Origin of the sequence: Streptomyces sp. CC208A (genome assembly GCF_030010625.1) — a bacterium.
GTDB lineage: Bacteria > Actinomycetota > Actinomycetes > Streptomycetales > Streptomycetaceae > Streptomyces.
On sequence record NZ_JASCXN010000035.1, the window covers coordinates 13,662 to 37,209 of the forward strand.

28 protein-coding genes are annotated in these 23,548 nt (G+C 72.2%); 20 read left to right on the forward strand and 8 right to left on the reverse strand.

The window, feature by feature from the left end; genetic code table 11:
• Positions 1 to 396: 396 nt before the first annotated feature.
• The gene (locus tag QK442_RS29595) at positions 397 to 2,025 is read left to right on the forward strand and encodes a hypothetical protein (protein ID WP_282697161.1); all 1,629 of its coding nucleotides are present in this window, start codon (positions 397 to 399) and stop codon (positions 2,023 to 2,025) included.
• A gap of 172 nt (positions 2,026 to 2,197) precedes the next feature.
• Entirely contained in the window at positions 2,198 to 2,491 is a 294-nt protein-coding gene (locus tag QK442_RS29600) for a hypothetical protein (protein ID WP_282697162.1), read from the forward strand.
• Between the two features lie 134 nt (positions 2,492 to 2,625).
• Here QK442_RS29600 and QK442_RS29605 read toward each other — a convergent pair whose 3' ends face one another.
• A complete protein-coding gene (locus tag QK442_RS29605; RefSeq protein WP_282697163.1) occupies positions 2,626 to 3,846 on the reverse strand; it encodes a Cmx/CmrA family chloramphenicol efflux MFS transporter in 1,221 nt (406 codons plus the stop codon).
• Positions 3,847 to 3,981: 135 nt separating this feature from the next.
• Positions 3,982 to 4,635: a hypothetical protein gene (locus QK442_RS29610; RefSeq protein ID WP_282697164.1), complete on the reverse strand. Its 654-nt coding sequence runs from the start codon at positions 4,633 to 4,635 to the stop codon at positions 3,982 to 3,984.
• A gap of 166 nt (positions 4,636 to 4,801) precedes the next feature.
• On the opposite strand from QK442_RS29610, the gene QK442_RS29615 reads away from it, so the two are divergent.
• A complete protein-coding gene (locus tag QK442_RS29615; RefSeq protein WP_282697165.1) occupies positions 4,802 to 5,113 on the forward strand; it encodes a DUF2087 domain-containing protein in 312 nt (103 codons plus the stop codon).
• Positions 5,110 to 5,742: a LysE family transporter gene (locus QK442_RS29620; RefSeq protein ID WP_282697166.1), complete on the forward strand. Its 633-nt coding sequence runs from the start codon at positions 5,110 to 5,112 to the stop codon at positions 5,740 to 5,742. The genes QK442_RS29615 and QK442_RS29620 overlap by 4 nt, the downstream gene beginning before the upstream one ends.
• Here the strand turns inward: QK442_RS29620 and QK442_RS29625 are convergent.
• The 3 genes from QK442_RS29625 to QK442_RS29635 all read right to left on the reverse strand — a co-directional run bounded on the left by QK442_RS29625 (position 5,739) and on the right by QK442_RS29635 (position 9,172).
• Positions 5,739 to 6,035 carry a hypothetical protein gene (locus QK442_RS29625; protein WP_282697167.1) on the reverse strand — a complete coding sequence of 99 codons (297 nt, stop codon included), beginning with the start codon at positions 6,033 to 6,035 and terminating at the stop codon, positions 5,739 to 5,741. The genes QK442_RS29620 and QK442_RS29625 overlap by 4 nt on opposite strands.
• Before the next feature lie 495 nt (positions 6,036 to 6,530).
• Positions 6,531 to 8,798 (reverse strand): heavy metal translocating P-type ATPase, encoded by a 2,268-nt coding sequence (locus QK442_RS29630; RefSeq protein ID WP_282697168.1) that lies wholly within the window; start codon positions 8,796 to 8,798, stop codon positions 6,531 to 6,533.
• Between the two features lie 92 nt (positions 8,799 to 8,890).
• Entirely contained in the window at positions 8,891 to 9,172 is a 282-nt protein-coding gene (locus tag QK442_RS29635) for a cation transporter (RefSeq protein ID WP_282697169.1), read from the reverse strand.
• A gap of 195 nt (positions 9,173 to 9,367) precedes the next feature.
• Between QK442_RS29635 and QK442_RS29640 the strand changes: the two genes are divergently transcribed.
• The 8 genes from QK442_RS29640 (at position 9,368) to QK442_RS29675 (ending at position 16,378) form a co-directional block, all read left to right on the forward strand.
• Positions 9,368 to 10,339 (forward strand): hypothetical protein, encoded by a 972-nt coding sequence (locus tag QK442_RS29640; protein ID WP_282697170.1) that lies wholly within the window; start codon positions 9,368 to 9,370, stop codon positions 10,337 to 10,339.
• A 62-nt stretch (positions 10,340 to 10,401) separates the two neighbouring features.
• Complete coding sequence (locus QK442_RS29645) at positions 10,402 to 11,091, forward strand: copper homeostasis protein CutC (protein ID WP_282697171.1); 690 nt, start codon at positions 10,402 to 10,404, stop codon at positions 11,089 to 11,091.
• Between the two features lie 58 nt (positions 11,092 to 11,149).
• On the forward strand, positions 11,150 to 12,316 hold the full coding sequence (locus QK442_RS29650) for a CapA family protein (protein WP_282697172.1): 1,167 nt from the start codon (positions 11,150 to 11,152) through the stop codon (positions 12,314 to 12,316).
• Between the two features lie 238 nt (positions 12,317 to 12,554).
• A complete protein-coding gene (locus QK442_RS29655) occupies positions 12,555 to 13,304 on the forward strand; it encodes a helix-turn-helix transcriptional regulator (protein WP_282697173.1) in 750 nt (249 codons plus the stop codon).
• Positions 13,305 to 13,416: 112 nt separating this feature from the next.
• On the forward strand, positions 13,417 to 14,133 hold the full coding sequence (locus QK442_RS29660; protein ID WP_282697174.1) for an ABC transporter ATP-binding protein: 717 nt from the start codon (positions 13,417 to 13,419) through the stop codon (positions 14,131 to 14,133).
• A complete protein-coding gene (locus tag QK442_RS29665; protein ID WP_282697175.1) occupies positions 14,130 to 15,662 on the forward strand; it encodes a hypothetical protein in 1,533 nt (510 codons plus the stop codon). Before QK442_RS29660 ends, QK442_RS29665 begins: the two co-directional genes overlap by 4 nt.
• Positions 15,643 to 15,876, forward strand: coding sequence for a hypothetical protein (locus QK442_RS29670; RefSeq protein ID WP_282697176.1), 234 nt, complete (start codon positions 15,643 to 15,645; stop codon positions 15,874 to 15,876). Before QK442_RS29665 ends, QK442_RS29670 begins: the two co-directional genes overlap by 20 nt.
• Complete coding sequence (locus QK442_RS29675) at positions 15,845 to 16,378, forward strand: metalloprotease family protein (protein WP_282697177.1); 534 nt, start codon at positions 15,845 to 15,847, stop codon at positions 16,376 to 16,378. Before QK442_RS29670 ends, QK442_RS29675 begins: the two co-directional genes overlap by 32 nt.
• Positions 16,379 to 16,390: 12 nt before the next feature.
• Here the strand turns inward: QK442_RS29675 and QK442_RS29680 are convergent, their stop codons facing one another.
• Positions 16,391 to 17,179, reverse strand: coding sequence for a hypothetical protein (locus QK442_RS29680; protein ID WP_282697178.1), 789 nt, complete (start codon positions 17,177 to 17,179; stop codon positions 16,391 to 16,393).
• Between the two features lie 375 nt (positions 17,180 to 17,554).
• Here QK442_RS29680 and QK442_RS29685 point away from each other — a divergent pair, with 375 nt between their 5' ends.
• Both QK442_RS29685 and QK442_RS29690 read left to right on the forward strand, forming a co-directional pair.
• Positions 17,555 to 17,950 (forward strand): hypothetical protein, encoded by a 396-nt coding sequence (locus QK442_RS29685; RefSeq protein WP_282697179.1) that lies wholly within the window; start codon positions 17,555 to 17,557, stop codon positions 17,948 to 17,950.
• On the forward strand, positions 17,886 to 18,752 hold the full coding sequence (locus QK442_RS29690; RefSeq protein ID WP_282697180.1) for a glycosyltransferase: 867 nt from the start codon (positions 17,886 to 17,888) through the stop codon (positions 18,750 to 18,752). The genes QK442_RS29685 and QK442_RS29690 overlap by 65 nt, the downstream gene beginning before the upstream one ends.
• Positions 18,753 to 18,934: 182 nt before the next feature.
• On the opposite strand, the gene QK442_RS29695 is transcribed toward QK442_RS29690, so the two are convergent.
• Together QK442_RS29695 and QK442_RS29700 are read right to left on the reverse strand one after the other, a co-directional pair.
• A complete protein-coding gene (locus QK442_RS29695; RefSeq protein WP_282697181.1) occupies positions 18,935 to 19,147 on the reverse strand; it encodes a DUF397 domain-containing protein in 213 nt (70 codons plus the stop codon).
• Complete coding sequence (locus tag QK442_RS29700) at positions 19,122 to 19,970, reverse strand: helix-turn-helix transcriptional regulator (RefSeq protein WP_282697182.1); 849 nt, start codon at positions 19,968 to 19,970, stop codon at positions 19,122 to 19,124. Before QK442_RS29700 ends, QK442_RS29695 begins: the two co-directional genes overlap by 26 nt.
• Before the next feature lie 141 nt (positions 19,971 to 20,111).
• Between QK442_RS29700 and QK442_RS29705 the strand changes: the two genes are divergently transcribed.
• The 6 genes from QK442_RS29705 (at position 20,112) to tgmC (ending at position 23,542) form a co-directional block, all read left to right on the forward strand.
• On the forward strand, positions 20,112 to 20,336 hold the full coding sequence (locus tag QK442_RS29705; RefSeq protein WP_282697183.1) for a hypothetical protein: 225 nt from the start codon (positions 20,112 to 20,114) through the stop codon (positions 20,334 to 20,336).
• Complete coding sequence (locus QK442_RS29710; protein WP_282697184.1) at positions 20,333 to 20,626, forward strand: hypothetical protein; 294 nt, start codon at positions 20,333 to 20,335, stop codon at positions 20,624 to 20,626. The genes QK442_RS29705 and QK442_RS29710 overlap by 4 nt, the downstream gene beginning before the upstream one ends.
• Positions 20,626 to 20,994, forward strand: a complete 369-nt coding sequence (locus tag QK442_RS29715) for a hypothetical protein (RefSeq protein ID WP_282697185.1) — start codon at positions 20,626 to 20,628, stop codon at positions 20,992 to 20,994. The genes QK442_RS29710 and QK442_RS29715 overlap by 1 nt, the downstream gene beginning before the upstream one ends.
• A 187-nt stretch (positions 20,995 to 21,181) precedes the next feature.
• Positions 21,182 to 21,454, forward strand: coding sequence for a putative ATP-grasp-modified RiPP (gene tgmA / locus QK442_RS29720; protein WP_282697186.1), 273 nt, complete (start codon positions 21,182 to 21,184; stop codon positions 21,452 to 21,454).
• Between the two features lie 14 nt (positions 21,455 to 21,468).
• Positions 21,469 to 22,428 (forward strand): ATP-grasp ribosomal peptide maturase, encoded by a 960-nt coding sequence (gene tgmB / locus QK442_RS29725; RefSeq protein ID WP_282697187.1) that lies wholly within the window; start codon positions 21,469 to 21,471, stop codon positions 22,426 to 22,428.
• Positions 22,421 to 23,542 carry an ATP-grasp peptide maturase system methyltransferase gene (tgmC, locus tag QK442_RS29730; protein WP_282697188.1) on the forward strand — a complete coding sequence of 374 codons (1,122 nt, stop codon included), beginning with the start codon at positions 22,421 to 22,423 and terminating at the stop codon, positions 23,540 to 23,542. The genes tgmB and tgmC overlap by 8 nt, the downstream gene beginning before the upstream one ends.
• Positions 23,543 to 23,548: the final 6 nt, after the last annotated feature.

The following is a 23,548-nucleotide window of genomic DNA, read 5'->3' on the forward strand; positions in this document are numbered from 1 at the left end:
CTCTACGTCCGCGCCCCTGTCTCACCTGTCGCCGCGGCCTCCATGCCACCTCCACCTCCACCACCGCCATCGGCCGCCCCGTCCCGCCGCAGAACGCGCCGAGGCTGATGGCCGTTCGGCCGCCGCCGCTGCCCCCCGGGCCGCCGGTGTTCTCCCGCCCCGCAGGCGCGGGCCGGTCGACTCCCGTGGGTCGTCGCGCGGCAGAGAGGGGGCCAGGCCGCGCGGCAGGACTGTTTCCTTAGCTGTGAAACGGCCGTGCCGAGGCACACGAGTGGGTCACACTGAGTGTTCGCAAGCAGGCAGAAAGTATCGGCTGGAGCGGCTGGTGTCCGGGGTTCGTCGGCCGGCGTCCCCGATGACGGCGGCTGTCCGGGGCAACGGATCAAGGGAGTGCACATGATGGTGGAGGTCGGAACGCAGCGGGAACGCGTCGCGGGGCGGGTCTGGACGGTGCGCCTGGCCCCTCACGGCCTCCCTTCTGCCGGATCGGTGAGGCTCTCCTGCTCCCGCCCGGCCTGCGCCGACGAGCGCTTTCCCGACGCCACCGCGGGGCGCAAGGCCGCGATCGGACACGTCAACGCGCACCTGGCGCGCATCCGCGCCGGCGGAGGTCCGCACGGCGAGGCGTGGTGCGCCTGCCGCGCCGCCGACTGCACGTGGCACACCCCCGACGCCGGGCGGCGTGACGGGGCGCGGCCGCCGGCGGGAGCGGTGCGGTGCGGGGGGCCGGTGGTCCTGACGGTGTACGCGGACCGGGCCGGAAGGCTGTGGCGGATCGCGGAGACGTGCGCGCGCTGCGCGGCCGCCATCCCCGGCTGCCGGGTCCTGGACACCGCGGCGGCACCGCACCGCACCGCACCGGCCGAAAGCCGGCGGGCGGCAGAAGAGCCGGTGCGGGGACGGCAGCACGCGGGCGGCGCGGCCGGGAGCACGACGGCGGTCTTCTCCGACCACGCCCCCTCTCCCGCCGCCGTCGGCGCTCCTTCGGCCACCGGCCCGGTTTCGCTCCCGCGGGCCCGTCCCGGCACACCTCCGGGAGCCTCCCGGCGGGCGAAGCGGTGGGGGAAGATCGCGCAGCGGACCGTGCCGCACGACCTCGAGCCCGATGTCCTGCGCCTGGAGCTCATCGAGCTCGGGGACGCGTTCCGTGCCTACCAGCAGCGCCCCGAGCCCGACCTCGCCCTGCTGGCCGAGCTCCACGAACGCAAGGCCCGCGCCTTCCGCCTGTGGGCCGACGTGAGCGGCGACAACTCCCTGCGCCACGAGGCCGAGCGCGCCGAGAAGGCCGCGCAGACCACCCGCGAGATGGACGCCAACCGCACCGGCCGGCCGGTCGGCGGCGCTGCGGGCGACGGGCCGGTAGTGGAACGGCTGCTGACCCGGACCCAGGCCGTGCACGCCCGTGCCGCGCTCGACCACCTCACCGCCCACTCCCCGTACCCCGAGGCCGAGGTACGCCTCGCGGTGTTCATGCTCACCCTGCGGGCCGCGAAGGCCGGCACCGGGAACGTCACCGGCCAGGACCTCACCGGCTGGCTCCCGGGCGACGCCGAGCAGGTGCTCGAGCGACTGGCCGCGGCCGACTGGCTGCGCCTGCCCGGCACCGTCGCCGACGCGATGGCCTCCCGGCCCGAGAATCCCACCACCGTCACCGTCCCCACCCTGCTGCCCGGGCAGCCCCGCCCGCTCACCTTCGGCAAGACCACCCGCTCAAGGATCTCCGGTTGGGCCCAGAAGATCGTGGGCGACCGGAAGCTCCGCAAGAAGAAGGCCACCGCGGCCACCCGGCTCCTGGCCCTGTACACCGCCGCCCACGCCGGCCCCGACGGACGCCTCGGACTCCCCGAGGACGACGGGCTCCGCCTCGACCAGGTCGCCGCGTTCTGCGCCCTGGCCCCCGAGGAGATCACCGAGCACACCGAACGGCTCGTCGCCGCCGACTGGCTCACCGAGGCCGACACCACCGGGGGACGGCTGCGCGGCCGGCTGAGCGAACGCGCCCTGCCGCTGAGCGGCCTGCTCTAGCGTGCCGGGCCGCCATGCACGAGTCCGCGCGAAGGCCCCGCCGCCTTCAGCGGCCACGAACCCGCCCTGGCGGGGATGGCGATCCGACTGGTGCTCGTCCCGCCCGGCCGGGGTGAGGCAGAGTCGTGAGCCGTTCTCGTGACCACGGGAGCACGTGCCTCGTTGCCCCGGTATGCCCAAGATCTTCAGCCGCGCGCTCAGTGCCGCCGCGGTGGCCGCAATCGCCTCGCTCGCAGCAGCCGGCCCTGCCCTGGCCGACCCCGCCCCTGGCGGCCTCATGGGGAGTGAACTCGGGGTGCTTGGTCTTGCCGGTCAGAACAGCGCCGTGAACAACGGGAACACCGCAGGGGCTGTCAGCCACTCGGAGAACACTCAGAACTCCGCACAACAGGTCGTCACCGATGCCCAGGCCGTCGATGTCCTCAAGGACGTGGACGCGCTGGAGAGGCCGCTCATCCTGGTCTGAGACCAGGAGCGCGGCCACCGGCTCGTCCACCGTCGCCATCGGGCAGATCGGGTTCTTCATCGCCCTGGCCGTCATCGGCAGGCCGCAGCCGGTCGCCTCGCTCGCCGACCGGCAGTGGGACCGAGGCCGGTCGGTCAGGGGCGGGGGGTGGGGGTGCTCGGCTGCGGGGCGGGTGTGCGGTCGCGTACGCCGAGGACCACGCGGGACTTTCCCGCGCGGGTGAGGCGGAGGGAGACGGTGGCGGTGAGCAGGGCCAGGAGGGTCATCGCGGCGCCTGCCCAGGCGGGGGAGGCGTAGCCGAGGCCGGCGTCGATGACGGTGCCGCCGAGCCAGGGGCCGCCGGTGTTGCCGAGGTTGAAGGCGGCGGTGGTGGTGGCGCCGGCGAGGGTGGGGGCGGCGCCGGCGACGTTGAACATGCGGGCGTTGAGGGCGGGGGCCGTGTAGAAGGCGGAGACGCCGAGGAGAAAGGCCAGGACGATCGTCGCCACCGGGCCGGACGCGAAGAGGGCCAGGGCGATCAGGAAGAGCGTCGAGGCCGTGATGCCGGTGAGGAGGACGCCGAAGAGGTGGGCGTCGGCCACGCGGCCGCCGATCGTCGTGCCGATCAGGGCGCCGATGCCGAAGAGGGCCAGGACCGCGGAGACCCAGCTCTCGTCGAGGCCGGAGACGTCTGTGAGCAGCGGGGCCAGGTAGGAGAAGGCGCAGAAGACGCCGCCCGCGGCCAGCGCGGTGATCACGATCGAGAGGAGGACCTGGCGGTCCCGGTAGATCGTGAGCTCGTTCCTGAGGCGGGGCCTCGTCTCCGGGAGCGGGATGTGGGGGATGCGGGTGATCACGCCCGCCAGGGCGATCGCGGAGGCGGCGCCCACGGCCCAGAAGGCGGAGCGCCAGCCCAGGTGCTCGCCCAGGAAGGCGCCGGCGGGGACGCCGAGGACGTTCGCGATCGAGAGGCCGCCGATCATCACGGCCATGGCCCGGGCCCGGGAGCCCTGCGGCACCATCGCGATGGCGACCGCCGCGCCCACCGCCCAGAAGCCCGCGCAGGCGAGCGCGCTGATCACGCGCGACGCGAAGAGGATCTCGTACGTCGGTGCCAGGGCGCCCGCCACCTGGCCCAGGCCGAAGACGGTGATCAGGGTGATCAGGGTCGTCTTGCGGGGGAGGCGCAGGGTCGCCACCGCGAGCAGCGGGGCACCGACGACCATGCCTATGGCGAAGGCGGAGATCAGGAGGCCCGCCTGCGGGATGGAGACGCCCATGTCCTCGGCTATGGGCGGCAGCAGGCCGGAGAGCATGAACTCGCTCGTGCCCAGCGCGAACACGGAGAGGCCCAGGATGTAGACGGCCAGAGGCATGCGGGGAGTGGCGGTGGCGGGTGAGGAAGACGGCATGACATGCGTCAACCTGCCGTTTGTGCCTGTCATTCCGTTTTCGGGTGTTGTCTTGGCATGTGGACACCCCGGCGGCGGACACTCCGGCGGCGGGGATTCCTATGCCGTCAGGGTCGCCAGTTCCGCCTCCAGGTTCTCCCTCGCCTTCTCCTCCCACACCGCCGCCCCGTACGGCGTGTGGAAGAGGCGGGGGAGGCCGAGGAGCTGGCGGAGGACGGCTGCGCGGCCTTCGCGGAAGGCGGTCTCGGGGACGAAGGCGTACTCCTCGCGGACCGCTTTCGCATACCCCTGGTAGGTATCGGGGTCGCTCGCCAGGATCGCCAGGTCCGCGTCGCAGAGGGTTTCGCCGTTGAGGTCGCCGGGCGCCGGGTCGTGGGTGACCGTCAGGCGGACCAGGCGGGCCACCTCCGCCACCTCGTGGGGGGTCAACCCGGCTTCCGTCAGGGCGCGTTCGGCCAGGGCCGCCGAGCGTTCCTCGTTCTCGGAGCGGTCGGGGCGGTAGACCGCGTCGTGGAACCAGGCCGCCAGGCGTACGAGTTCCAGCTCCCCGCCCTCGCCGCCCTGGTCGGTCAGCTCGTCGACGCGGTCCAGGACCGCCCGCAGGTGGGTGGTGGTGTGGTAGCGCCGCTGCGGTTCGGCCCAGCGGGCCAGCAGGTCGCGGCCGTACGGGGCCGGGTCCGGGCCCTCGCGGCCGGCGCGGGCGGCGAGGAGCGTGGAGTTCCAGCGCTGGAGAAGGTCCTCGGGTGCGGTCATGGGGGCATTGTGCCCGTTGCGCCGGGCCCACCTCCGGTCCGGACGTCAGCCACCCGGTTCCGGCGGGAACTTCCCCTGGCCCGTGCCGGTCCCTGTGCCGGTGGGAGCGGGCGGCAGGCATGAAAACCCTTTGCGACTCGGTACGGCGTCCCGTCACGCTTCCCCCATGTCCAGCCATCCTTCCCCCCGCCCCGTCGCGGACCTGTTCGCCGCCGACGGGCGGCTCCTCGCGATCCCGCGCCGTCCGGCCCGCCGTGCGGCGCTGCTCGCGCACCTCGCCGAGACCCTTTTCGAATCCGGCCGCGTCTACCGCGAGACCGAGGTCAACGAGGCGCTGCGGACCGTCCACGCGGACTACCCGGCTCTTCGCCGCTACCTCGTCGTCGGCGGCTTCCTGGCCCGTACGAAGGACGGCGCGGCCTACCACCGACAGCAGACGGCCCCCTTCCCCGGAGGCGCGGCCCCCGTCGTCGCGTGACCGGCGCGGCGGTGGCCGGCCTGCTGGCCGGCTACGGCATCGCGATCCCGGTGGGCGCCGTCGGCGCGCACCTGGTGGCGGTCGCGGCCCGCGCCCCGTGGCGTACGGGAGCGGGCGCGGCGCTCGGCATCGCGGCGGCGGACGGGGCGTACGCCCTGGTCGCGGTCGCCGGCGGGGCGGCGCTCGTGCCGCTCCTCGCGCCGGTGGTGACGCCCCTGCGCTGGGCGTCCGCCGTCGTCCTCCTGGTCCTCGCGGCGGCCTCGGCCCGTACGGCCCTGCGTGCCCACCGCGCCCATCGCGCCGGGACCCCGGCGGCGGATCGGCCGGTGACGGCCCCGCACCGCGCCTTCTGGACCTTCCTCGGCATCACGATCCTGAACCCGATGACGGTCCTGTACTTCACGGCCCTCGTCCTGGGCGGCCACGCCACGACGGGCCCGGCCGAGGCGGCCGTCTTCGTGGCCGCGGCCTTCGCCGCCTCCGCGAGCTGGCAGCTCCTCCTGGCCTCCACCGGCACCCTCCTGGGCCACGCCCTGACGGGCCCCCGCGCCCGCCTCCTCACCGGTCTGGCGTCGAGTGCCCTGGTCGCGGGCCTGGCGGTGGGGCTCGTGGTCCGGTCAGGGACCTAGCGGGTCCCGGATCGGTGCGTCAGGGCCAGCGCCGCGGCGGCCGTGAGGACGGCCCCCGCGGCCATCATCCCGCCCCGGGACCGCCACGACAGCGCCGACCACTGCGACTCCGCCGACAGCAGGGAGCCGAGGCTCGCCCAGGAGCCCACGGAGAGGACGGACGCGGCCGAGCCGACCGAGCCGACCGACAGGAACGACCCCACCGAGCCGATCGACAGCGTCGACCCGACCGAGCCGATCGACAGGAACGAGTTCCGGGAACAGAGGGACCAGCGAGAACCGTCAGCGCTCATACCCCGATCGTAGGCGCGAATGCCCGCCACGCGCGTGTGCGACCGGACCGGGGACCGTCGCCACCGCAGAGGCCACCGGCATCGACGCGCGGAACGCCGAACGGAAAGGATCCGCCACGACCAGCAGCGTCCCCGCTGCCTCTGTCCGACCCGGCTGCCTCTGTCCGCCCCGGCACGGCGGGGCCCCGGCCGACGAGAGCGGGCCGACGGAGGCGAGGCGCCGGGGGAGGGACCAGCCACACCAACGCGGCGCTGACGGTGCTCCGTTACGTCCCCGGCCGCACCGCACCGCCACCCCCCGCCCCCACGTCGGTGAACCGACCCCCTCGGGACGGAAATCCGCGAAGCCCCGTGATCGTCCTGCCACGATCACGGGGCTTTCCCGGGGAAGAAGGACGGTCGAGCCTGCCGAGCCGCACGCGCGCACCCGGCTCGCCGTGGGCGGCGAGCCCCGTCAGGTCAACAGGCCAGGGGTTCCAGGCCAGGGGTTCCGGGTCACTTGTCCGCGGCCTGGAAGCCGCGCAGCCGGAGGCTGTTGCCGACCACGAAGACCGAGGAGAAGGCCATCGCGGCGCCGGCGATCATCGGGTTGAGCAGTCCGGCCGCGGCGAGCGGCAGGGCGGCCACGTTGTAGGCGAAGGCCCAGAAGAGGTTCGAGCGGATGGTGCCGAGGGTCCTGCGGGAGAGCCGGATGGCGTCCGCCGCGGCCCGCAGGTCGCCGCGTACGAGGGTGAGGTCGCCGGCCTCGATCGCCGCGTCCGTGCCGGTGCCCATCGCCAGACCCAGATCGGCCTGGGCGAGGGCGGCGGCGTCGTTGACGCCGTCGCCGACCATGGCGACCGAACGGCCCTCGGCCTGGAGGCGCTTGACGACGTCGACCTTGTCCTGGGGCATGACCTCGGCGATGACCTCGCCGATGCCGACCTCGGCGGCGACGGCCTCCGCGACCGCCGTGTTGTCACCGGTCAGCAGGATCGGGGTGAGCCCGAGGCCCTTGAGCCGGCGGACGGCCTCCGCGCTGGTCTCCTTGATCGCGTCGGCGACCTCCAGGACCGCGCGGGCCTCCCCGTCCCAGGCGACCGCGATGGCCGTCCTCCCGGCCTTCTCGGCCGCGTCCTTCGCCGCCTTGAGGCTCGCGGGAAGGGACATCGCCCACTCTTCGAGGAGCTTCTCGCGGCCGACGAGCACGGCGTGTCCTTCGACGACGCCCTGGACGCCGAGACCGGGGATGTTGGCGAAGTCCTCGGGGACGGGCAGGGTGCCGGCCTTCGCGGCGGCGCCGGTGGCGACGGCCTGGGCGATCGGGTGCTCGGAGGAGTGCTCCAGGGCGCCGGCCAGGCGCAGCACGTCGGTCTCCTCCGTACCTGCGGCGGTGTGGACCTTCAGGAGGGTCATCCGGCCGGTGGTGACGGTGCCGGTCTTGTCCAGGACGATGGTGTCGACCTTGCGGGTGGTCTCCAGGACCTCGGGCCCCTTGATCAGGATGCCGAGCTGAGCGCCGCGCCCTGTGCCGACCATGAGGGCGGTCGGGGTGGCCAGGCCCAGGGCGCACGGGCAGGCGATGATCAGGACGGCGACGGCGGCGGTGAACGCGGCGGTCAGGCCCTGTCCGGTGCCGAGCCAGAAGCCGAGGGTGCCGAGCGCGAGCGCGATGACGATCGGGACGAAGACGGCCGAGATCCGGTCGGCGAGGCGCTGGGCGGCGGCCTTGCCGTTCTGCGCGTCCTCGACGAGCTTCGCCATCCGGGCGAGCTGGGTGTCGGCGCCGACGCGGGTCGCCTCGACGACGAGCCGGCCGCCGGCGTTCAGGGTGGCACCGGTGACGGCGTCGCCGACGGAGACCTCGACGGGCACGGACTCGCCGGTGAGCATGGAGGCGTCCACGGCGGAGGAGCCCTCGACGACGGTGCCGTCGGTGGCGATCTTCTCGCCGGGCCGGACCAGGAAGCGGTCCCCGACCTGGAGTTCGGCGGTCGGTACGGTGACCTCGCGCCCGTTCCTGAGGACGGTGACCTCCTTGGCGCCGAGCTGCATCAGAGCCTTGAGCGCGGCGCCCGCCTTCCGCTTCGAGCGGGCCTCGAAGTAGCGGCCCGCCAGGATGAAGGCGGTGACGCCCGCGGCGGCCTCCAGGTAGATGTTCCCGGCGCCGTCGGTACGGGCGATGGTGAACTCGAAGGGGTGCGTCATCCCCGGCGTACCTGCGGTGCCGAAGAAGAGCGCCCACAGGGACCACAGGAACGCGGCGGTCGTGCCCACCGAGATCAGCGTGTCCATGGTGGCCGCGCCGTGCCGGGCGTTGGTCCAGGCGGCGCGGTGGAAGGGCCAGGCGGCGTAGGTGACGACCGGCGCGGCGAGCGTGAGGCTCAGCCACTGCCAGTACTCGATCTGGAGCGCCGGGACCATCGCCATCGCGATGACGGGGACGGCGAGGGCGACGGCGGTGACCAGCCGCTGCTTGAGCGGCCGCAGTTCGGCGTCGGCCTTCTCCTCGTCGGTGGGACCGCCCTCGCCCTCGTTCCCGTCGGTCTGCGGCGGCGCGGGCTCCTCGGCGGTGTAGCCGGTGGCCTCGACGGTGGCGATCAGGTCGGCGACGGAGATGTCGGCGTCGAAGGTGACCTTGGCCTTCTCGGTGGCGTAGTTGACGGTGGCCTCGACCCCGTCCATGCGGTTGAGCTTCTTCTCGATCCGGGCCGCGCACGAGGCGCAGGTCATGCCGCCGATGGCGAGCTCGACCTGGGCGGTGCCGGGGGTCGTCGTGGTCATTTCCTGCTCCTCGGAAGTACGGGATCGGGGGCCGGGGCCCGGGCGGGGGTACGGGACGGGCCCCGGCGGCCGGATCGGTCAGGCGCCGGCGGTCAGGCGCGGCCGGTCAGTTCGTAGCCCGCCTCGTCGACCGCCGCGGCGATGGCGGCGTCGTCCGCCGCGCCGTCGGTGGTGACGGTCACCAGGCCGCCGGCGACGTCGACGTCCACGGAGAGGACGCCCTCCAGCGCGCTGACGGAGGTGGTGATGGCGGTCTTGCAGTGGCCGCAGGTCATGCCGGAGACCGTGTACACGGTGCTGGTGGCGTCGGCGACGGCGACCGCCGTGGTGGTGCCGGTCGAGCAGCTGTTGTCCGGGGTGCAGCAGGAACCCATGTCGTCCTCCAGTGGTCTGTCCAGTGGACCGGATACCCTCGGGGGGTATCTGCGGTGTGGGTCCATGTATACCCCTGGGTGGTATTCGACGCAAGTGTGGACCCGACTTGACTTGATACCCCCCAGGGGTATGGTGAGGTGCAGAGAAGGCGCGCAGAGAAGACATGCAGGGAAACCACGTACGGGAGAGCAGCCATGAACACCGGAGTGAAGATCACCGCCTTCGCCGCCGCCCTCGCCGCGACCTTCGGCACCGCGTACGGGGTCGGGAAGGGCGTCGGCCCCCTGGAGGAGCCGAAGAGGGCGGAGCACGGCGAGCACGCGGAGGCGGCGCCGAAGGAGCAGTCGGCCGGCGACGGCCACGGGGACCACGGGAAGGCCTCCGCCGCGGAGCTTCCCGGCGGCCTCCAGGTCTCCGAGGGCGGCTACACCCTCGACCTGGAGACCCCGACCCCGCCCGTCGGCCGCAGCACCCTGAAGTTCTCCGTCCAGGACGCCGCCGGGAAGAAGGTCACCGCCTTCACCACCGAGCACGGCAAGGAGCTCCACTTCATCGTCGCCTCCCGCGACCTGACGGTCTTCCGCCACCTCCACCCCGAGAAGGCGCCCGACGGCACCTGGACGGTCGAGGCGGACCTGCCGGAGGCCGGCGGCTACAAGGCCTTCGCCGACTTCAGGCCCGCCGCGAAGGGCGCGAAGCCCCTGACCCTCGGCGTCGACCTCGCCGTCCCCGGCGCCTCCGCCCCGAAGCCGCTGCCCGCCGTCGCCCCCACCGCCACGGTCGACGGCTACCAGGTCCGCCTCGGCGGCACCCTCGACCCCGGCAAGGCCGGTGAGCTGCGCCTCACCGTCACCAAGGGCGGAAAGCCGGTGACGGACCTGGAGCCCTACCTGGGTGCGTACGGCCACCTGGTCGCGCTCCGCCAGGGCGACCTCGCCTACCTCCACGTCCACCCCAACGAGGGCGGCCCGGGCCCGGACGTCTCCTTCACGGCGACCGCGCCGAGCCCCGGCACGTACCGTCTCTTCCTCGACTTCCAGCACGAGGGCAAGGTCCGTACGGCGGCGTTCACGGTGAAGGCGGGCGCCACCGGGGCGACGCCGGCGCCCTCCGCCGACGCCTCGGAGACCGCCGATCACGATGCGGCGGGCCACACGCACGGCTAATCTGGTCATTGGACTAGACCTGTAGCGCCTGTAGCCGTGCGATCTGTGGAGGAATGAGCTCGATGAGCAACCGTGCTGTCCTGGAGGTGATCGCCCTCGACGAGCGGGACGCGGTCGCCGCCCAGACCGGCGGGGCCGACCGCCTCGAACTCGTCACCGACATCGCGGCGGACGGTCTCACCCCGCCGACGGCCGTCTTCACCGCCATCCGCCGCGCGGTCGACATCCCGCTCCGCGTGATGCTCCGCCTGGCGGACGGCTTCGCGGCCGGCGACATCGAGGCGCTGGCGGGCCGGGCGGAGGAGCTCCGCGCCGCCGGGGCCGAGGAGTTCGTCCTCGGCTTCCTCACCCCTGACGGCGCCCCCGACCTGGTCGCCGTCGAACGGCTCGTCGCCGTCCTCGACGGCGCCCGCTGGACCTTCCACCGCGCCATCGACCGCGCCGCCGACCGCGACGGCCTCCGCAAGCGCCTCGCCGACCTCCCCGGCCTCGACACCTACCTCACGGCGGGCGCCGCCACCGGCGTGGACGACGGCCTGGCCACCCTCAAGGCCGAGGCCGCCCGCACCGGCGAACCCGGCTACGAGCCCCAGATCCTGGTGGGCGGCGGCCTCCGCCTCGACCACCTCCCCGAACTCCGGGCCGCCGGCCTCACCGCCTTCCACATCGGCGGCGCCGCCCGCCCCCAGGGCTGGACGTCCCCGGTCTCGACGGAAGCGGTACGGGAGTGGCGCGCGGCGGTCGACGCGTAAGGCGGCCTCCGGCAGGAGCGGCCCGGAGGCGTACGCCCGGCGGGAATACCCTGGGTACATGGGCGGCGGCGGTGGCGGTCTGACCGAACTGTTCCTCTGCGGCGACGTGATGCTGGGCCGGGGAATCGACCAGATCCTTCCCCACCCCCTCGACCCCGCCCTCCCCGAGCGGTACGTCCACGACGCCCGCGACTACGTCACCCTCGCCGAGTCCGTCTCCGGCCCCGTCCCCCGCCCCACCGGTCCCGGCTACCCGTGGGGCGAGGCCCTCGGCCTGATCGACGCCGCGAGGCCGGACGCGCGCGTGGTCAACCTGGAGACGGCGGTCACCCGCGACGACGCCCCCGCCCCCGACAAGGCCGTCCACTACCGCATGGATCCGGCCAACCTGCCCGCCCTGGCCGTCGTACGCCCCGACGTGGTCGTCCTCGCCAACAACCACGTCCTCGACTACGGCCGCCGCGGCCTCGACGACACCCTCGCCGCCCTGGCCGCCGCCGGACTGCGCACCGCGGGCGCGGGCCGCGACGCCGAGGAGGCCCGGCGCCCCGCGGCCGTCCCCCTGCCCGGTGGACGCCGACTGCTCGTGTACGCGATCGGCCTGGCCTCCAGCGGAGTCCCCCGCGACTGGGCCGCCACCGCCCGGCGCGGCGGGGTCCACTTCGCGGCGGGCCCCCACGGCCCGGCCGCCACCCGGCTCGCCGCCCGCCTGCGCGAGGCCCGCCGCCCCGGCGACCTCGTCCTGGTCTCCGTCCACTGGGGTCCGAACTGGGGCTATACCCCCGCGAGCGCCGAGGTCGCCTTCGGCCACGCCCTGATCGACGCGGGCGCCGACATCGTGCACGGCCACTCCTCCCACCACCCCCGCCCCCTGGAGGCGTACCGGGGCAAGCTCGTCCTGCACGGCTGCGGCGACCTGGTCAACGACTACGAAGGCATCACCGGCCAGGAGCGCTACCGCGACGACCTGCGGCTCCTGTACCTGGTCGGCGTCCACGCCGAGGACGGCACCCTGGAGGAGGTACGCCTCGTACCCCTGCGCAGCCGCAGCCTGCGCCTCGAACGGGCCGGCGAACAGGACGTGGAATGGCTCCACGACGTACTCGACCGGATCAGCCGCCCGTACGGCATGCGGATCACCGCCACGGCGGAGGCCGACGGCCCGACCCTGGCGGCCCGCCCCGCCCCCGGGGGCCGGACGTCCCCGGTCCCGGCGGACGCGTAGGGAGGGCGGGCCGGACGGGCCCGCCTCCTGCGGATCGTTCGCGGTCCGCGGCTCCGTCTCGCCGGTTGAGGAAAACCTGAGGCGGAATTATGGCTTCCGTCACAGCGGCCCGGCTGGCCCGATGGTGAGGTGGGTCACTATCAGCCAGGCGCGACCCCTTGCGAGGGCGGTTCTGACCAAGCCGCCCTCCGTCGCGTGTGCTGAAACGAGCAGTCAGGATGACCGATGCCATGGGGGAATGGAATTGGGGCTGTCGTCAGACAAAAGCGACGTGCGTGATGTGCGTGAGGAGACGCACCTCTGCGGCGGGGGATGCAGCCCGCCGCCCTGGGTGCGTGACGCGGAACTGTCCGTTCTGACGGACCGCGAGGCCGAGATCCTCGCCGCACTGGGCGAATGCCAGTCGAACACGGTGATGGCCGACCGGTTCTTCATCACCGAGCGCACGGTGAAGAAACACGTCGCCAGCATCTTCCGCAAGTTGAACATCACGTCGCGGACCGAAGCGGCCATCATCGCCATCTTCAGGAACCACGCGCCGATGCCCGGGGGTGTCCTTGAGGACACTCTTCCGCGGGGTGTCCTCAAGGACACTGGGGCGGCTTCCGGAAGCGTGGAATCTTCGCAGAGTCAGCCTCACCCACAGGGGAGAAAAACTGTGTCTGCGTCAACTCTGATGCCCAGCACCGACGTTGCCGAGCCGATCGCGGCCAAGGCCGTCAGCGCGTACACCAACGCGTCGATCGGCGCGTACGTGGCCGCGACCACGGCGCCCGCGCGTGCCATCGAGGCCGTCCGGGCCAAGGTGGACCGGGGTCTCGTCCGTTACGACGCCTGGTTCCTGATCTTCGTGGCCGTCGTCCTGGGCCTCGGCGCCACCATCTTCGCCGGTCTCGTCGTCTGGTGCGTGGTGAAGCAGGGCAAGCGCTTCACCGGCAACTGGTCCTTCAAGAACTACGGCCTGAAGGTCAGCGCCGAATGCGTGTAGCCGTCTGACGGCCGCGTGTCCACCAGGTGCCCAGGAGGCTCCCCGGCAGTACGCCGGCGGGCTTCCTGGGCGCCGCCCCGTCCGACGGACCCGACAAAGGATCGAAGCGCCCGTGTCCCTCCTGAATGTCCGCGATGTCAGCTACTCCTACGACGGCATCGTCAACGTGCTCATGGACGTTTCCTTCAGCGTCGAGGAAGGCACGGTCGTCGGTCTCGTCGGACCCAACGGATCAGGCAAGTCCACGCTGATCAGAAACATCTTCGACCTCGTGCACCTCCAGTCGGGGACCATTCGCGTCGGCGGCCACGCGCACGACCGCGCCGAGGCGAAACAGCTCGCCATGTACCTGTCCAGCAACGACTATCTTCCCGAATTCCTCACCGCCCGTGAGTACATGTCCATGATGGGCCGCCTGTTCGGCGTCGAGGTCGACCACGACGAGGCCGTCGGCCTGTTCCGGAAGTTCTCCATGGAGGGCCGCTACGACCATCTCGTCGAGGACTTCTCGCACGGCATGCGCAAGAAGACGCAGCTGGTGTCCGCGCTCGTCATGCGCCGCCCGCTGACGGTCATCGACGAGACCCTCAACGGCATCGACCTCGAAGCGCTGCACTTCGCCGAGAAGGAGTTCCGGCGGATCCGCGACGAGGGCCGCGCGATCCTGCTGTGCACCCACGACTTCGCCGTACTGGAACGCCTCGCGGACCGGATCGTCTTCCTCGACCTGGGCCAACTGGTGTGCGACGAGCCGACGGCGGACCTCATCGCCGCACACGGCTCGGTGGCCGCCATGGTCTTCGACCACCTCGAATCGTTCCAGCGATGAGGGCGGTACGACTCCGGCAGTCCGCGACCCTGGCCCGGATGCTGCTCGTCTTCTTCCGCCGCCGGGTCCTGCGGGTCGGCGTCCTGAAGTCCGCCCCGGTCAGGGTGTTCTTCTCGGTGGCGGCCCTCCTGCTCCTGGCCGCCATGTGCACCGCCTCCTACTTCTTCCTCCAGCCCCTGGCCGAAGAGGCCGCGGTGTGGCGGCTGTTGTTCGACACCGCGACGGTGTCGCTCCTGCTGTGGGTGCAGATCGCGTTCCTGCTGGTGAAGGTGTTGTTCCTCAACGCACAGGGGATGCTCCAGCTCACCTACCAGCTCCCCGTCACCAACCGGGAACGCGCGGCGGCTTTCCTCATGTACGAGGCGGCGATGACGGCCACCGTGGCCGCCGCCGGACTCGTCTCCCTCGCCGTCAGCGCCCTGGTCCTCCTCGGCCCGTCCGCGGCCGGCCACATCACCGCGTCGATCGTCCTCCCGACCGCCCTCACCTACCTGACGCTGTCGGTCCTCCACCAGCTGCTCACGCGGCTGTGGATGCTGATCGGACTCAGCCGGATGGCCGGCGTCCTCAACGTGCTGGCCCTGTTCGCCCTGCTGGCGTACTACTCCACGCGGATGACGCCGATGATCCAGGACATCTCCGGCGCCTACCTGGCCAAGCGGACCACGTACACCTGGGTCACGGCGGTGTCCTGGGCCTGGAACGAGCACGGCCCCTGGACGGCCCTGGCCGGCGCGGCGGCGGCTCTGGCGGCCCTCACGGCCCTGACCTTCGCGCTCGCCCCCAACCAGCACGTCCGCCAGTCCCGCTACCTGAAGCTCGCCGGAAGCGTGCGCCTGCGCCACGTGCTCGGCCCGTACGACTGGTGCCTGCTGCGCAGCGCGCAGACCGTCGCCGCGGCGGCGATGGCCCTGGCCGTCTTCGTCTACCTGCTGCTGGCCAAGCCCACGCTGAACCCGATGTGGGCCCTGGTCACCCTGTCCTTCGGCGGCCTCTACCAGTTCACCGCCACCCGGCAGCTGCGGCTGCTGCCCGGCATGCGGGAACCGGCCTGGCGGGTCTACCTGCGGCTCATCAGGGCACAGACCGTCCTGCTCGCCGTCTTCGCCGTGCCCGCCTTCGCGATCACGATGGCGCTCGACCCGGGCCGGTTCCTCTCCAGCGTGGTGGTGCTGGCGTCCTGCCTGGGCGGAGCGGTCATCACCACGTGCGTCAGCGTCGTGTTCCCGGCGGAGAAGGACAACCCGCTCTCCGTGTTCCTGGGGCTCTCCATCGTCCTCGTCGTCATGGCCGTGTCCGTGATCGGACTCGGCCTGCTCAGCCTCCCGACCTGGGCGGTGATCGGCTGCCTCGCCGGGGCCGCCGCGGCGTTCGTCTGGTACGCGATCCAGGGAATCCACCTCAGTGAGTCAAGGAGTAGGAATGCTCAAGGCAAAGTCGGTAGTGACGTCCGTCGTCGGAGCCGCGCTGCTGACACTGGTCACCGCGGCGGCGATCCTGCTCGCCCTCATGTTCTCGACGGGAACTGACGAGATCGTCGAACGGCACGCGTTCTTCGGCGCGATGGTCTTCGAGACGGTGAAGACGGACAACGGGGCGCTCGGCATCACCGCGGGCGTGGACAACCCCCTGCCGCTCGTCGTCCTGTTCGTCGTGCTCATCGGCGTCCTGACCATGATCCAGGCCATCTACCGGGGACTGAAGGAGCGCCGTGAGCAGCTCCTCAACGCATCCGGCAGCTGACCTGCGACCGCACGCCGTCGCCCGGGCGGTGGCCGCCCAGGTGTGGCCGCTGCTCGCGCTCGCGGCCGTGTTCCAGGCCGCGGCCCTCCTCTGGATGGCGCGCTCGGGCGACCGCGTCCCGGCGGCGATGGCGTGGACGCTGCTGACCAAGCCGGGCGTCCTCGGCCTGGTGGCCTCGTTCGCCCTGCACGAGTCGGCACACGTCCTCGTCCTCCGCCGGACCAGCACCGTCACCCACATCACGGTCGAACGCACCGCCTGGCGCACCTCCGTGATCCCGCACGGCACCCTGACCCCCCGCGCCACGGCCCTGGTGGCCCTGGCCGGCCCCACCGCCTGCGCCGCCCTGGGCGCCCTGCTGTGGCTCTCCGCCCTGGACCGTGCCCTGGCCTGGTGGTACCTCGCCCACCTCGTGTTCCTCCTGCCGTGCTTCGGCGACGGCCGGGCCCTGTGGCGGGCGGCGAGGGAAGCGCGGAACCGGCGGACCCCCGCGACACCGTGAGCGCCCCACCGCTCAGGCCGCGGACGAGCCCTCCGCGCCGCGCACCGAACGGCACTCCGCGCACAAGGGATCCGATTCGTGGGACCTGACGGCCCGCTCGCACTCGTCACAGCTCACGAGGGGCGCGAGCGGGGGCGGCGACGGTGCCCCGGCGGGCAGCGGCGGCGGCTGCTGTGTGGCAAGCCGGTACGCGAGAAAGCGCGCCGGATGGTGAATGGGCACATGAGCGGGCGGCAGCGCCGCCGTGAGCGTCCGCGTGACCTGCGCCCCCTCGATCCCGAGCGCCAGCCACCCGTCCACGGCGGGCGCCAGCCTCTCCACGTCACGGCAGGACAGCAGCAGCCGGGGATCGACCGCCCGCAGCCGCGCGAGAATCGCGGCGGCGGGCTTGGAGGGCGGCGCGGGCGGCGGAGACGGCGGAGACGGTGGCGCCTCGGTCTGCTCGGCGGCGGATGCGGCCGCGTCCTCGGGTACGGATACGGCGGCGGGCGCGGCCTCAGGCGCCGCGGCCCCGGGCTTGTCGTACCAGACCAGCCGCGTGGCGTACCGCCCACTCCCGAGCGCCACCCGCCGCCGCTCCAAGTACCCGGCGGCCACCAGCTCGTTGAGCGCCCGCCGGATGGAGATCTCGCCCTCGGGAAGGAGCAGCGCGAGCCTCTTCACGGACACGTCGGCCCCGTCCGGCAGCGACTGGATGCGCACCCCGACCCCGATGGCAAGCCCCGAGAGCGTCGGATGCTGGGCCAGGTGGTTGCCCACGACGGTGAACCGGTCACGGTGCCGGTGCCGCACATGGATCACCCCTGAGCGTGGAGCGTCGGCAGGGATCTCGAAGGGAGCGGGGGAAGCGGGCATGGCCGCGTTAGACTGCGAAGCATCCATTGGGAAGGTCTCGACTTCCTGATCGGTAGGCCCTCGTCAGGATTGCCGTCCTGCCGGGGGCTGAATTGTGTATGCGCCTGTCGAAGCCGACCGTACCGCACCCGTCCGAGTTCCGGACATTCCGTCACCCGATCGTGTGAGCAGGGCAGTTGGGGGACGGAGGGGGCGGGTTGGGTAGTTCCTTTCCCACCGTTCTTTACCGGGCGTCGCGCACCGCCGGGGCGTGGCGAGCCGCGCCCCGGCCGGGGCTCAGCCCAGGAAAGTCCGCCCTGAGCCTGCGTGGAGCCGACCGCGATGAAGGACTACTCGGTGGCCGATCGGCACTACCGCGCCGCGTCGGCGAACCGCACGCCGGACACCTACCAGCGCGTGCACGGCCTGACCATGGCCAACCTGGGGGAAACGGTGGCCGCCCAGCACCGCCACGAGGAGGCCGCGGGCCTGCGGAGCCGTTCCCTGGACTTCATGGACGGTGTGGTCTCCCACCGTAACCGGCGGGAGATCAAGACGATGTGTTCAACGGCGGCCGGGTACCGCAAGCGCGGCGTGACCGGCGCGAGAAGCCCGGAGCAGAAGGCGGCCGAGCTACTGCGGCCCGAGCACGAACGAACAGGAAGTGGACGCCATGAACGTGGGCGTGGTGGTGCTGACGATGGGCGACCGGCCCCAGGAACTCCTGGCGCTCCTTGACTCGGTGGCGAAGCAGGAAGGCGATCCCGCGACGGTTGTCGTACTGGGCCAGGGCGTGAAGCTCCCGCGGCTCCCGGAAGGCGTCCTGGGCGTCGAACTGCCTGAGAACCTCGGCATTCCCGGCGGCCGGAACGAGGGCGTGCAGGCGCTGCGCGAACACGGTGGCGTGGACGTCGTCGTGGTCCTGGACGACGACGGGATGCTGCCCCGCACCGACACCCTCCGCCTGGTCCGCGAAGCGTTCGCCGAGAACCCGCGCCTGGGCATCGTGAGCTTCCGGATCGTGGACGAGGAAGGCGTCAGCCAGCGCAGGCACGTCCCGCGCCTCGGCGGTGCCGACCCGCACCTGTCCGGCCCGGTCACCACGTTCCCGGGCGGAGCCCACGCCATCCGCATGAGCGTGATCGACCAGGTCGGTGACTTTCCGGCGCAGTTCTTCTACGCGCATGAGGAAACCGACTTCGCCTGGCGCGCGCTCGACGCCGGATGGGAGATCGACTACCGGGCCGAGATCGTCCTGCAACACCCGCGTACCGCAGCGTCCCGCCACGCCGTCTACTACCGCAATACCGGCCGCAACCGCGTCTGGCTGGCCAAGCGCCACCTGCCCGCCGTCCTCGTGCCCTTGTACCTCACCACGTGGGCGGCTTACACGGTGGTGCAGCGGCCCCCGCTGGCCGGGCTCAGGGAGTGGTGGGCCGGATTCTTCGAAGGGGTACGCGTGCCGTGCCCGCCGCGACGCCCGATGCGGTGGCGGACCGTGTGGCGGATGACCCGGCTGGGCCGGCCGCCGGTGATCTGAGGCGACGAAACCCCCGCTGGTCCGGATCGCTCCGGGGCGGGGGCTTCATGCGCCTGGATTACTGGGCGGCATTCTCCTCGTACGGGCACGGCTCGCTGTACGGGGCACCGTCGTCGTACGAGGGGCGGTCGGCGAGGTGTGGCCGACGAGGGCCGGTCACTCGGGGCCGACGGGGGCGCGGGTCATCCGTGGTGCTTGGCGAGCTCCACGAGACCGGCGAACCCCTCACGGCTCAGGGTCAGGCGCGGGCCGTTCGGGTCCTTGCTGTCACGGACCAGGAACTCGTCGGTGGCTCGTGCGTGGTCGGGCGCCCATTGGATGCAGTTGCCGCCCTGACCGTCGCTGTACGTGCTGCTGACCCAGCGCATGTCACGCGGGTCCGGTGTGCTGCTCATTCGCGTGCTCCTCCATGATCGAGTGGATAAGGCGCAGTGACCGGGCCTCTGACTCGGCCGAAGCGCGTAGCCGCTCGTACGTGGCCGTCCACTCACGTACGGCCGCTGTGGAGTCGTTCACGTGCCCCTGCCCCGTCGTCTCCGAGTACAGGACCGTTGTCCCGTCGGCTTGCGTGAGCAGGATAAACGGGAGTCCCGACGCGGGGGCACCCGCTGTGAACCGCAGGACTTGCAGGGAGACATGGGGGCTGGCTGCCATCCTGAGCAAGTGCTCAAGCTGTCCCACCATGACGGCGGAGCTGCCGACGACCGATCGCAGGACCGATTCGTGAAGGATCACCCACAGAAGAGGCGGAGCCTCACGCTCCAGGATCTCGCGACGGCGCAGCCGGAGTTCGACCCTGTGCTTGATCTGCGCGTCCGTCTCGCGCGGGTGTGCGGCTCGGAAGACGGCTTCGGCGTACTCCTCCGTCTGGAGCACGCCCATGATGAACGCGTTCGAGTAGTCCTCGACCTTCGCCGCGGTCTTCTCAAGCTCCACGTAGGGGATGAACCACTCAGGGTGCCCTCGCTTGCTCAGCTTGGCGCGAAGGCGGGCGTACGTGCCCGGCGTGCCGGCCACGCGGTCCATCGCCTCCGCGAAGGCCTCGGACGCGAGTACGGTCCCGTTCTCGACCTTGCTCACTTGCGCCTGCTGGTAGTGCAGCTTGTCGGCGAACTCCGTCTGCGACAGCCCCAGCGCCTCTCGTAGCGCCTTCACCTCCTCACCGAAGTACACGGCACCGTTCGCGGGCTCCCGTCCCTGGTCAGCTCCTTCGCTCACCTGTTCAACTCCCCGGTATTCCGCATTCGTTGGAATGGCTCCAGACCTGTCGAGCGTACGCACTTCGCAGCCATGGTGTGAGGAGGTGGTCACACAGAGCACACGGACAAGCGACCCGTACGGAGTGACGGAGTGGACGACATGGCGACGGAGCGGCGGACGGCAGGGAAGATCAGGGAAGCCGAGGACGCGCGCGACGCCCTCTGCGCGGCCCTGCGGCAGGCAGGCATCCAGCTCCCCGCGATGGATGTGTGTACTCCGTCGCGCGTCGACGGCGCCAGGTACGCCCTGGTGGCCCTCGGCGACTGCTCCGCCCCCGTGGTCCTAGAGCTGGCGGCGGTCATCGAGAGGGGAGCGGTGCGGTGACGAGGCGCGTGTTCCGCTACGTCTCCTTCGCGATCGAGCAGGACGCGACGGCAGAGCCTGAGTACGAGGCGCGCTGCGTGTCCGGCGACGATGCCGAGTGCGGCGCGGAGTCCGGTACGTACAGCGGCCCGGGGCCGGTCGAGGAGTGGCAGCGCAGGCACACGCAGGAGACGGGCCACCGGCGCTACCGCCGTAACTTCGGCGACTACGCGGTGATGCGCCCCCCGGCGGAACTGGCGGAACTGGCGGAACTGGCCGGACTCGCGTGGGCGAGCGGGGGCGCGGCGTGATGTTCTCCCCGTCTGTCGAGCGCCCGTGGCGCGAAGCGTGGCCCCTGGCCGCGCAGGCGGGCGACGGCAACGCGTGGGTGACAGGGGCGTGTTGGCTGTTCTGCCGCCGCGAGGGCGTGGCCGTGCTGTGGGTCGGCTCGGTGACCACGCCCGGGGCGACGGGAGACGTGTACGCCTGCGGGCCGTGCATCGCGGAGCTCGACCACATGGTGCGCCTCCAGGCGCACGACCGGGACGGGCGCGGCGATCCCGCCCCTGCCGACAGGGGAGGCGCGGCGACCGGGCCCAGGACATGTGAGCACCGGCAGACCGAGAAGCGCGACGGCAAGACCCACTGCCGGGACTGCAGACGACAGCTCTACCTCTGAAGACTCCGCCCCCTGCCGAGGCTGACCTGGTGACGGGTTCTCCCGCACCGACCCCCGTCAGGGGCGCGGGCACCACCCCGTGCCGGTCGGATCATCCGCCCGAAGTCCTGTCGAGAGCAGACGGGTCGAGCGCCGACCGGGACGGGCCCTGCACGACACCACCGTATGAAGCGACCAAGGAGGAGACTTGCAGACGAGCCTCGCAGATACGGAGACCACCGCACCGGCCCCGTGGGGGCTGCGCCGGATGACTCCGCTGCGCAACGGTTCTCCCTCGCCGTGGCGGTACGCGGGCATCGACCCGGCCACGCAGACCGGCCGATGGATCGGGGAGGACGGAGCGATGACGCCGGCCGAACTCGGCAAGCACGGCACGAGCGTGAATACCTACCCGCCGACACAGGTCGGTAAGGACGGCAAGATGGACAGCGACTCCGGCCACGACGCGACACAGGACTAGGGGGGGGCAGCGCCATGGACGGACGCCCGGTGCTGGTCTGCACGGAGTTCGAGGACGCAACCGCTGATCTGGTCATCGCCGAACTGAACCGGCGCCGGGTGCCCGTCCTCCGGTTCGACCCGGGGCACGACTTCCCGTCGCCCGTGGCGCTCGTCGCGCGCGTCGGGGCTGGGGGATGGGGCGGGCGGCTGACGGTCGGGGACCGTACGGCCGACCTGTCCGCCGTACGCGCCCTGTACCACCGTCGGCCGAGTCCCTACCCGACGGGGAGCGGCGAACAGGCGGCCCGGTTCGCCGCGCGGGAGAACCGGCGCGGCCTGGGCGGCGTGCTGGGCGCGCTGCCGGGGTGCCTGTACCTGAGCCATCCACAGGCCATCGCGCGGACGGAGTACAAGCCCGCGCAGCTCGACGCGGCGACCCGGGTCGGGCTCGCGGTCCCGGCCACGCTGATCACGAACGATCCGGTGGAGGCCAAGGCGTTCTGCGCCGCACAGCCGACCATCTACAAGCCGTTGCACGCGGGGGCGTACGAGGTCGAGGGCGAGCCTGCCGGGATCTGGGCCGCCCCGGTCGAGCCGGGCGAGGTCGACGGCGCGGTGAGCCGCAGTGCGCACCTGTTCCAGGCGCAGGTGCCCAAGGTGGCGGACGTGCGCGCGGTCGTCGTCGGCGAGCAGGTGTTCAGCGCTCGGATCACCGCGCCACCCGGGGTCGTGGACTGGCGAGCCGAATACCAGAGCCTCACCTATGAGCCAGTCGCCTGCCCGGAGGAGATCCGCGGGGCGTTGGCGCGCTTCCTCGCTGCCTTCGGGCTGAACTTCGGCGCCTTCGACTTCGCCGTGACCGAGGACGGCGCATGGTGGTTTCTGGAGTGCAACCCGAACGGCCAGTGGGCGTGGCTCGAAGACGCGGCCGGACTGCCGATCGCCACCGCCATCGCAGACCTGTTGGAGAACGGAGCGAGTCAGCATGAGTGACCCCCTGTCGTCGGAACACCTACGGGCCGACCTCGCGCGACGCCTGTCCAAGGCCGGTGCTCTGCGTAGCCCGGAATGGGAAGCGGCCGTGTTGTCCGTGCCCCGCGAGGCATTCCTCGCGCGCGGCTGGTTCGAGTACGAAGAGGGCGGCTGGTACCGACCGTCATCCGGGGATTCCGAGGCCCGGCTCGCGCGGATCTACGAAGACGACACCCTTGTGACGCAGGTGGCCGGGGGCGTCTTCCCCGACCAGGTCGAGGGGCGCATCGCGGCGGCCCCCTCGTCGTCGTCCACCCTGCCGAGTCTGGTCGTGCGCATGCTCGAAGACCTGCGGGCGACCCGGGGGACGCGCGTTCTGGAGATCGGCACGGGTACGGGCTACTCGACCGCGCTGCTCTGCCATGTCGTCGGCGAGGACCATGTGACCACGGTCGAGGTCGACGCCGAGGTGTCCGCCCGTGCCGGAATCGCGCTCGCGGGCGCCGGCTACTGGCCCGCCCGCGTGGTTGGTGACGGACTGGCGGGCTACCAGGAGGGCGGGCCGTACGACCGTGTGATCGCCACGTGCGGTGTGCACACCGTGCCGGCCGACTGGCTCGCGCAGACCCGGCCCGGTGGTGAGGTGCTGGTCACGGTGGACGGATGGATGCACGCATCCGAACTCGTACGGCTCACGGTCGCCGACGACGGCACGGCCGCCGGCCCGGTGCTCGGCGGACAGGTCTCGTTCATGCTGGCCCGCCCCCACCTCCCGCCCCCGCTGGGCATCCTGCCGAACCTTGGCAAGGGCGACGCGGTGCCCGCCGAGCTGGGCGCGGATGCGCTCGACGACTGGACCGCCCGGTTCGTCGCGCAGTTCGCCGCGCCGCGCGCACAGCGGCTCACGCTGGAACGGGAGGGACGGACGGAACACGTCGTGATCGACATGGACGCCGAGCGGTGGGCGGTCGTCTTCCGGGACAGCGGCCGGTGGATGGTCCGGCAGGGCGGCACGGCATGTCTGTGGGACGAGATCACCGAGCGTGTCACGCGGTGGCAGAAGGCCGGACGCCCGCCTGCCGACCGTATGCGGCTGCACGTCGGCCCCGACGGACAACGCCTCACCTGGTCGTGACCGTGG

What these genes read in the sequence shown, in the direction of transcription:
- QK442_RS29695 (WP_282697181.1), bottom strand. Translation starts at nt 19,147, where the DNA reads ATGAGCAGCACACCGGACCCGCGTGACATGCGCTGGGTCAGCAGCACG.
- QK442_RS29625 (WP_282697167.1), bottom strand. Translation starts at nt 6,035, where the DNA reads ATGAGCGCTGACGGTTCTCGCTGGTCCCTCTGTTCCCGGAACTCGTTC.
- QK442_RS29685 (WP_282697179.1), top strand. Translation starts at nt 17,555, where the DNA reads ATGAAGGACTACTCGGTGGCCGATCGGCACTACCGCGCCGCGTCGGCG.
- QK442_RS29615 (WP_282697165.1), top strand. Translation starts at nt 4,802, where the DNA reads ATGTCCAGCCATCCTTCCCCCCGCCCCGTCGCGGACCTGTTCGCCGCC.
- QK442_RS29635 (WP_282697169.1), bottom strand. Translation starts at nt 9,172, where the DNA reads ATGGGTTCCTGCTGCACCCCGGACAACAGCTGCTCGACCGGCACCACC.
- QK442_RS29705 (WP_282697183.1), top strand. Translation starts at nt 20,112, where the DNA reads ATGGCGACGGAGCGGCGGACGGCAGGGAAGATCAGGGAAGCCGAGGAC.
- QK442_RS29605 (WP_282697163.1), bottom strand. Translation starts at nt 3,846, where the DNA reads ATGCCTCTGGCCGTCTACATCCTGGGCCTCTCCGTGTTCGCGCTGGGC.
- QK442_RS29595 (WP_282697161.1), top strand. Translation starts at nt 397, where the DNA reads ATGATGGTGGAGGTCGGAACGCAGCGGGAACGCGTCGCGGGGCGGGTC.
- QK442_RS29610 (WP_282697164.1), bottom strand. Translation starts at nt 4,635, where the DNA reads ATGACCGCACCCGAGGACCTTCTCCAGCGCTGGAACTCCACGCTCCTC.
- QK442_RS29665 (WP_282697175.1), top strand. Translation starts at nt 14,130, where the DNA reads ATGAGGGCGGTACGACTCCGGCAGTCCGCGACCCTGGCCCGGATGCTG.
- QK442_RS29645 (WP_282697171.1), top strand. Translation starts at nt 10,402, where the DNA reads ATGAGCAACCGTGCTGTCCTGGAGGTGATCGCCCTCGACGAGCGGGAC.
- QK442_RS29600 (WP_282697162.1), top strand. Translation starts at nt 2,198, where the DNA reads ATGCCCAAGATCTTCAGCCGCGCGCTCAGTGCCGCCGCGGTGGCCGCA.
- QK442_RS29670 (WP_282697176.1), top strand. Translation starts at nt 15,643, where the DNA reads ATGTTCTCGACGGGAACTGACGAGATCGTCGAACGGCACGCGTTCTTC.
- QK442_RS29630 (WP_282697168.1), bottom strand. Translation starts at nt 8,798, where the DNA reads ATGACCACGACGACCCCCGGCACCGCCCAGGTCGAGCTCGCCATCGGC.
- QK442_RS29655 (WP_282697173.1), top strand. Translation starts at nt 12,555, where the DNA reads ATGGAATTGGGGCTGTCGTCAGACAAAAGCGACGTGCGTGATGTGCGT.
- tgmC (WP_282697188.1), top strand. Translation starts at nt 22,421, where the DNA reads ATGAGTGACCCCCTGTCGTCGGAACACCTACGGGCCGACCTCGCGCGA.
- QK442_RS29715 (WP_282697185.1), top strand. Translation starts at nt 20,626, where the DNA reads ATGTTCTCCCCGTCTGTCGAGCGCCCGTGGCGCGAAGCGTGGCCCCTG.
- QK442_RS29640 (WP_282697170.1), top strand. Translation starts at nt 9,368, where the DNA reads ATGAACACCGGAGTGAAGATCACCGCCTTCGCCGCCGCCCTCGCCGCG.
- QK442_RS29650 (WP_282697172.1), top strand. Translation starts at nt 11,150, where the DNA reads ATGGGCGGCGGCGGTGGCGGTCTGACCGAACTGTTCCTCTGCGGCGAC.
- tgmB (WP_282697187.1), top strand. Translation starts at nt 21,469, where the DNA reads ATGGACGGACGCCCGGTGCTGGTCTGCACGGAGTTCGAGGACGCAACC.
- QK442_RS29690 (WP_282697180.1), top strand. Translation starts at nt 17,886, where the DNA reads ATGAACGTGGGCGTGGTGGTGCTGACGATGGGCGACCGGCCCCAGGAA.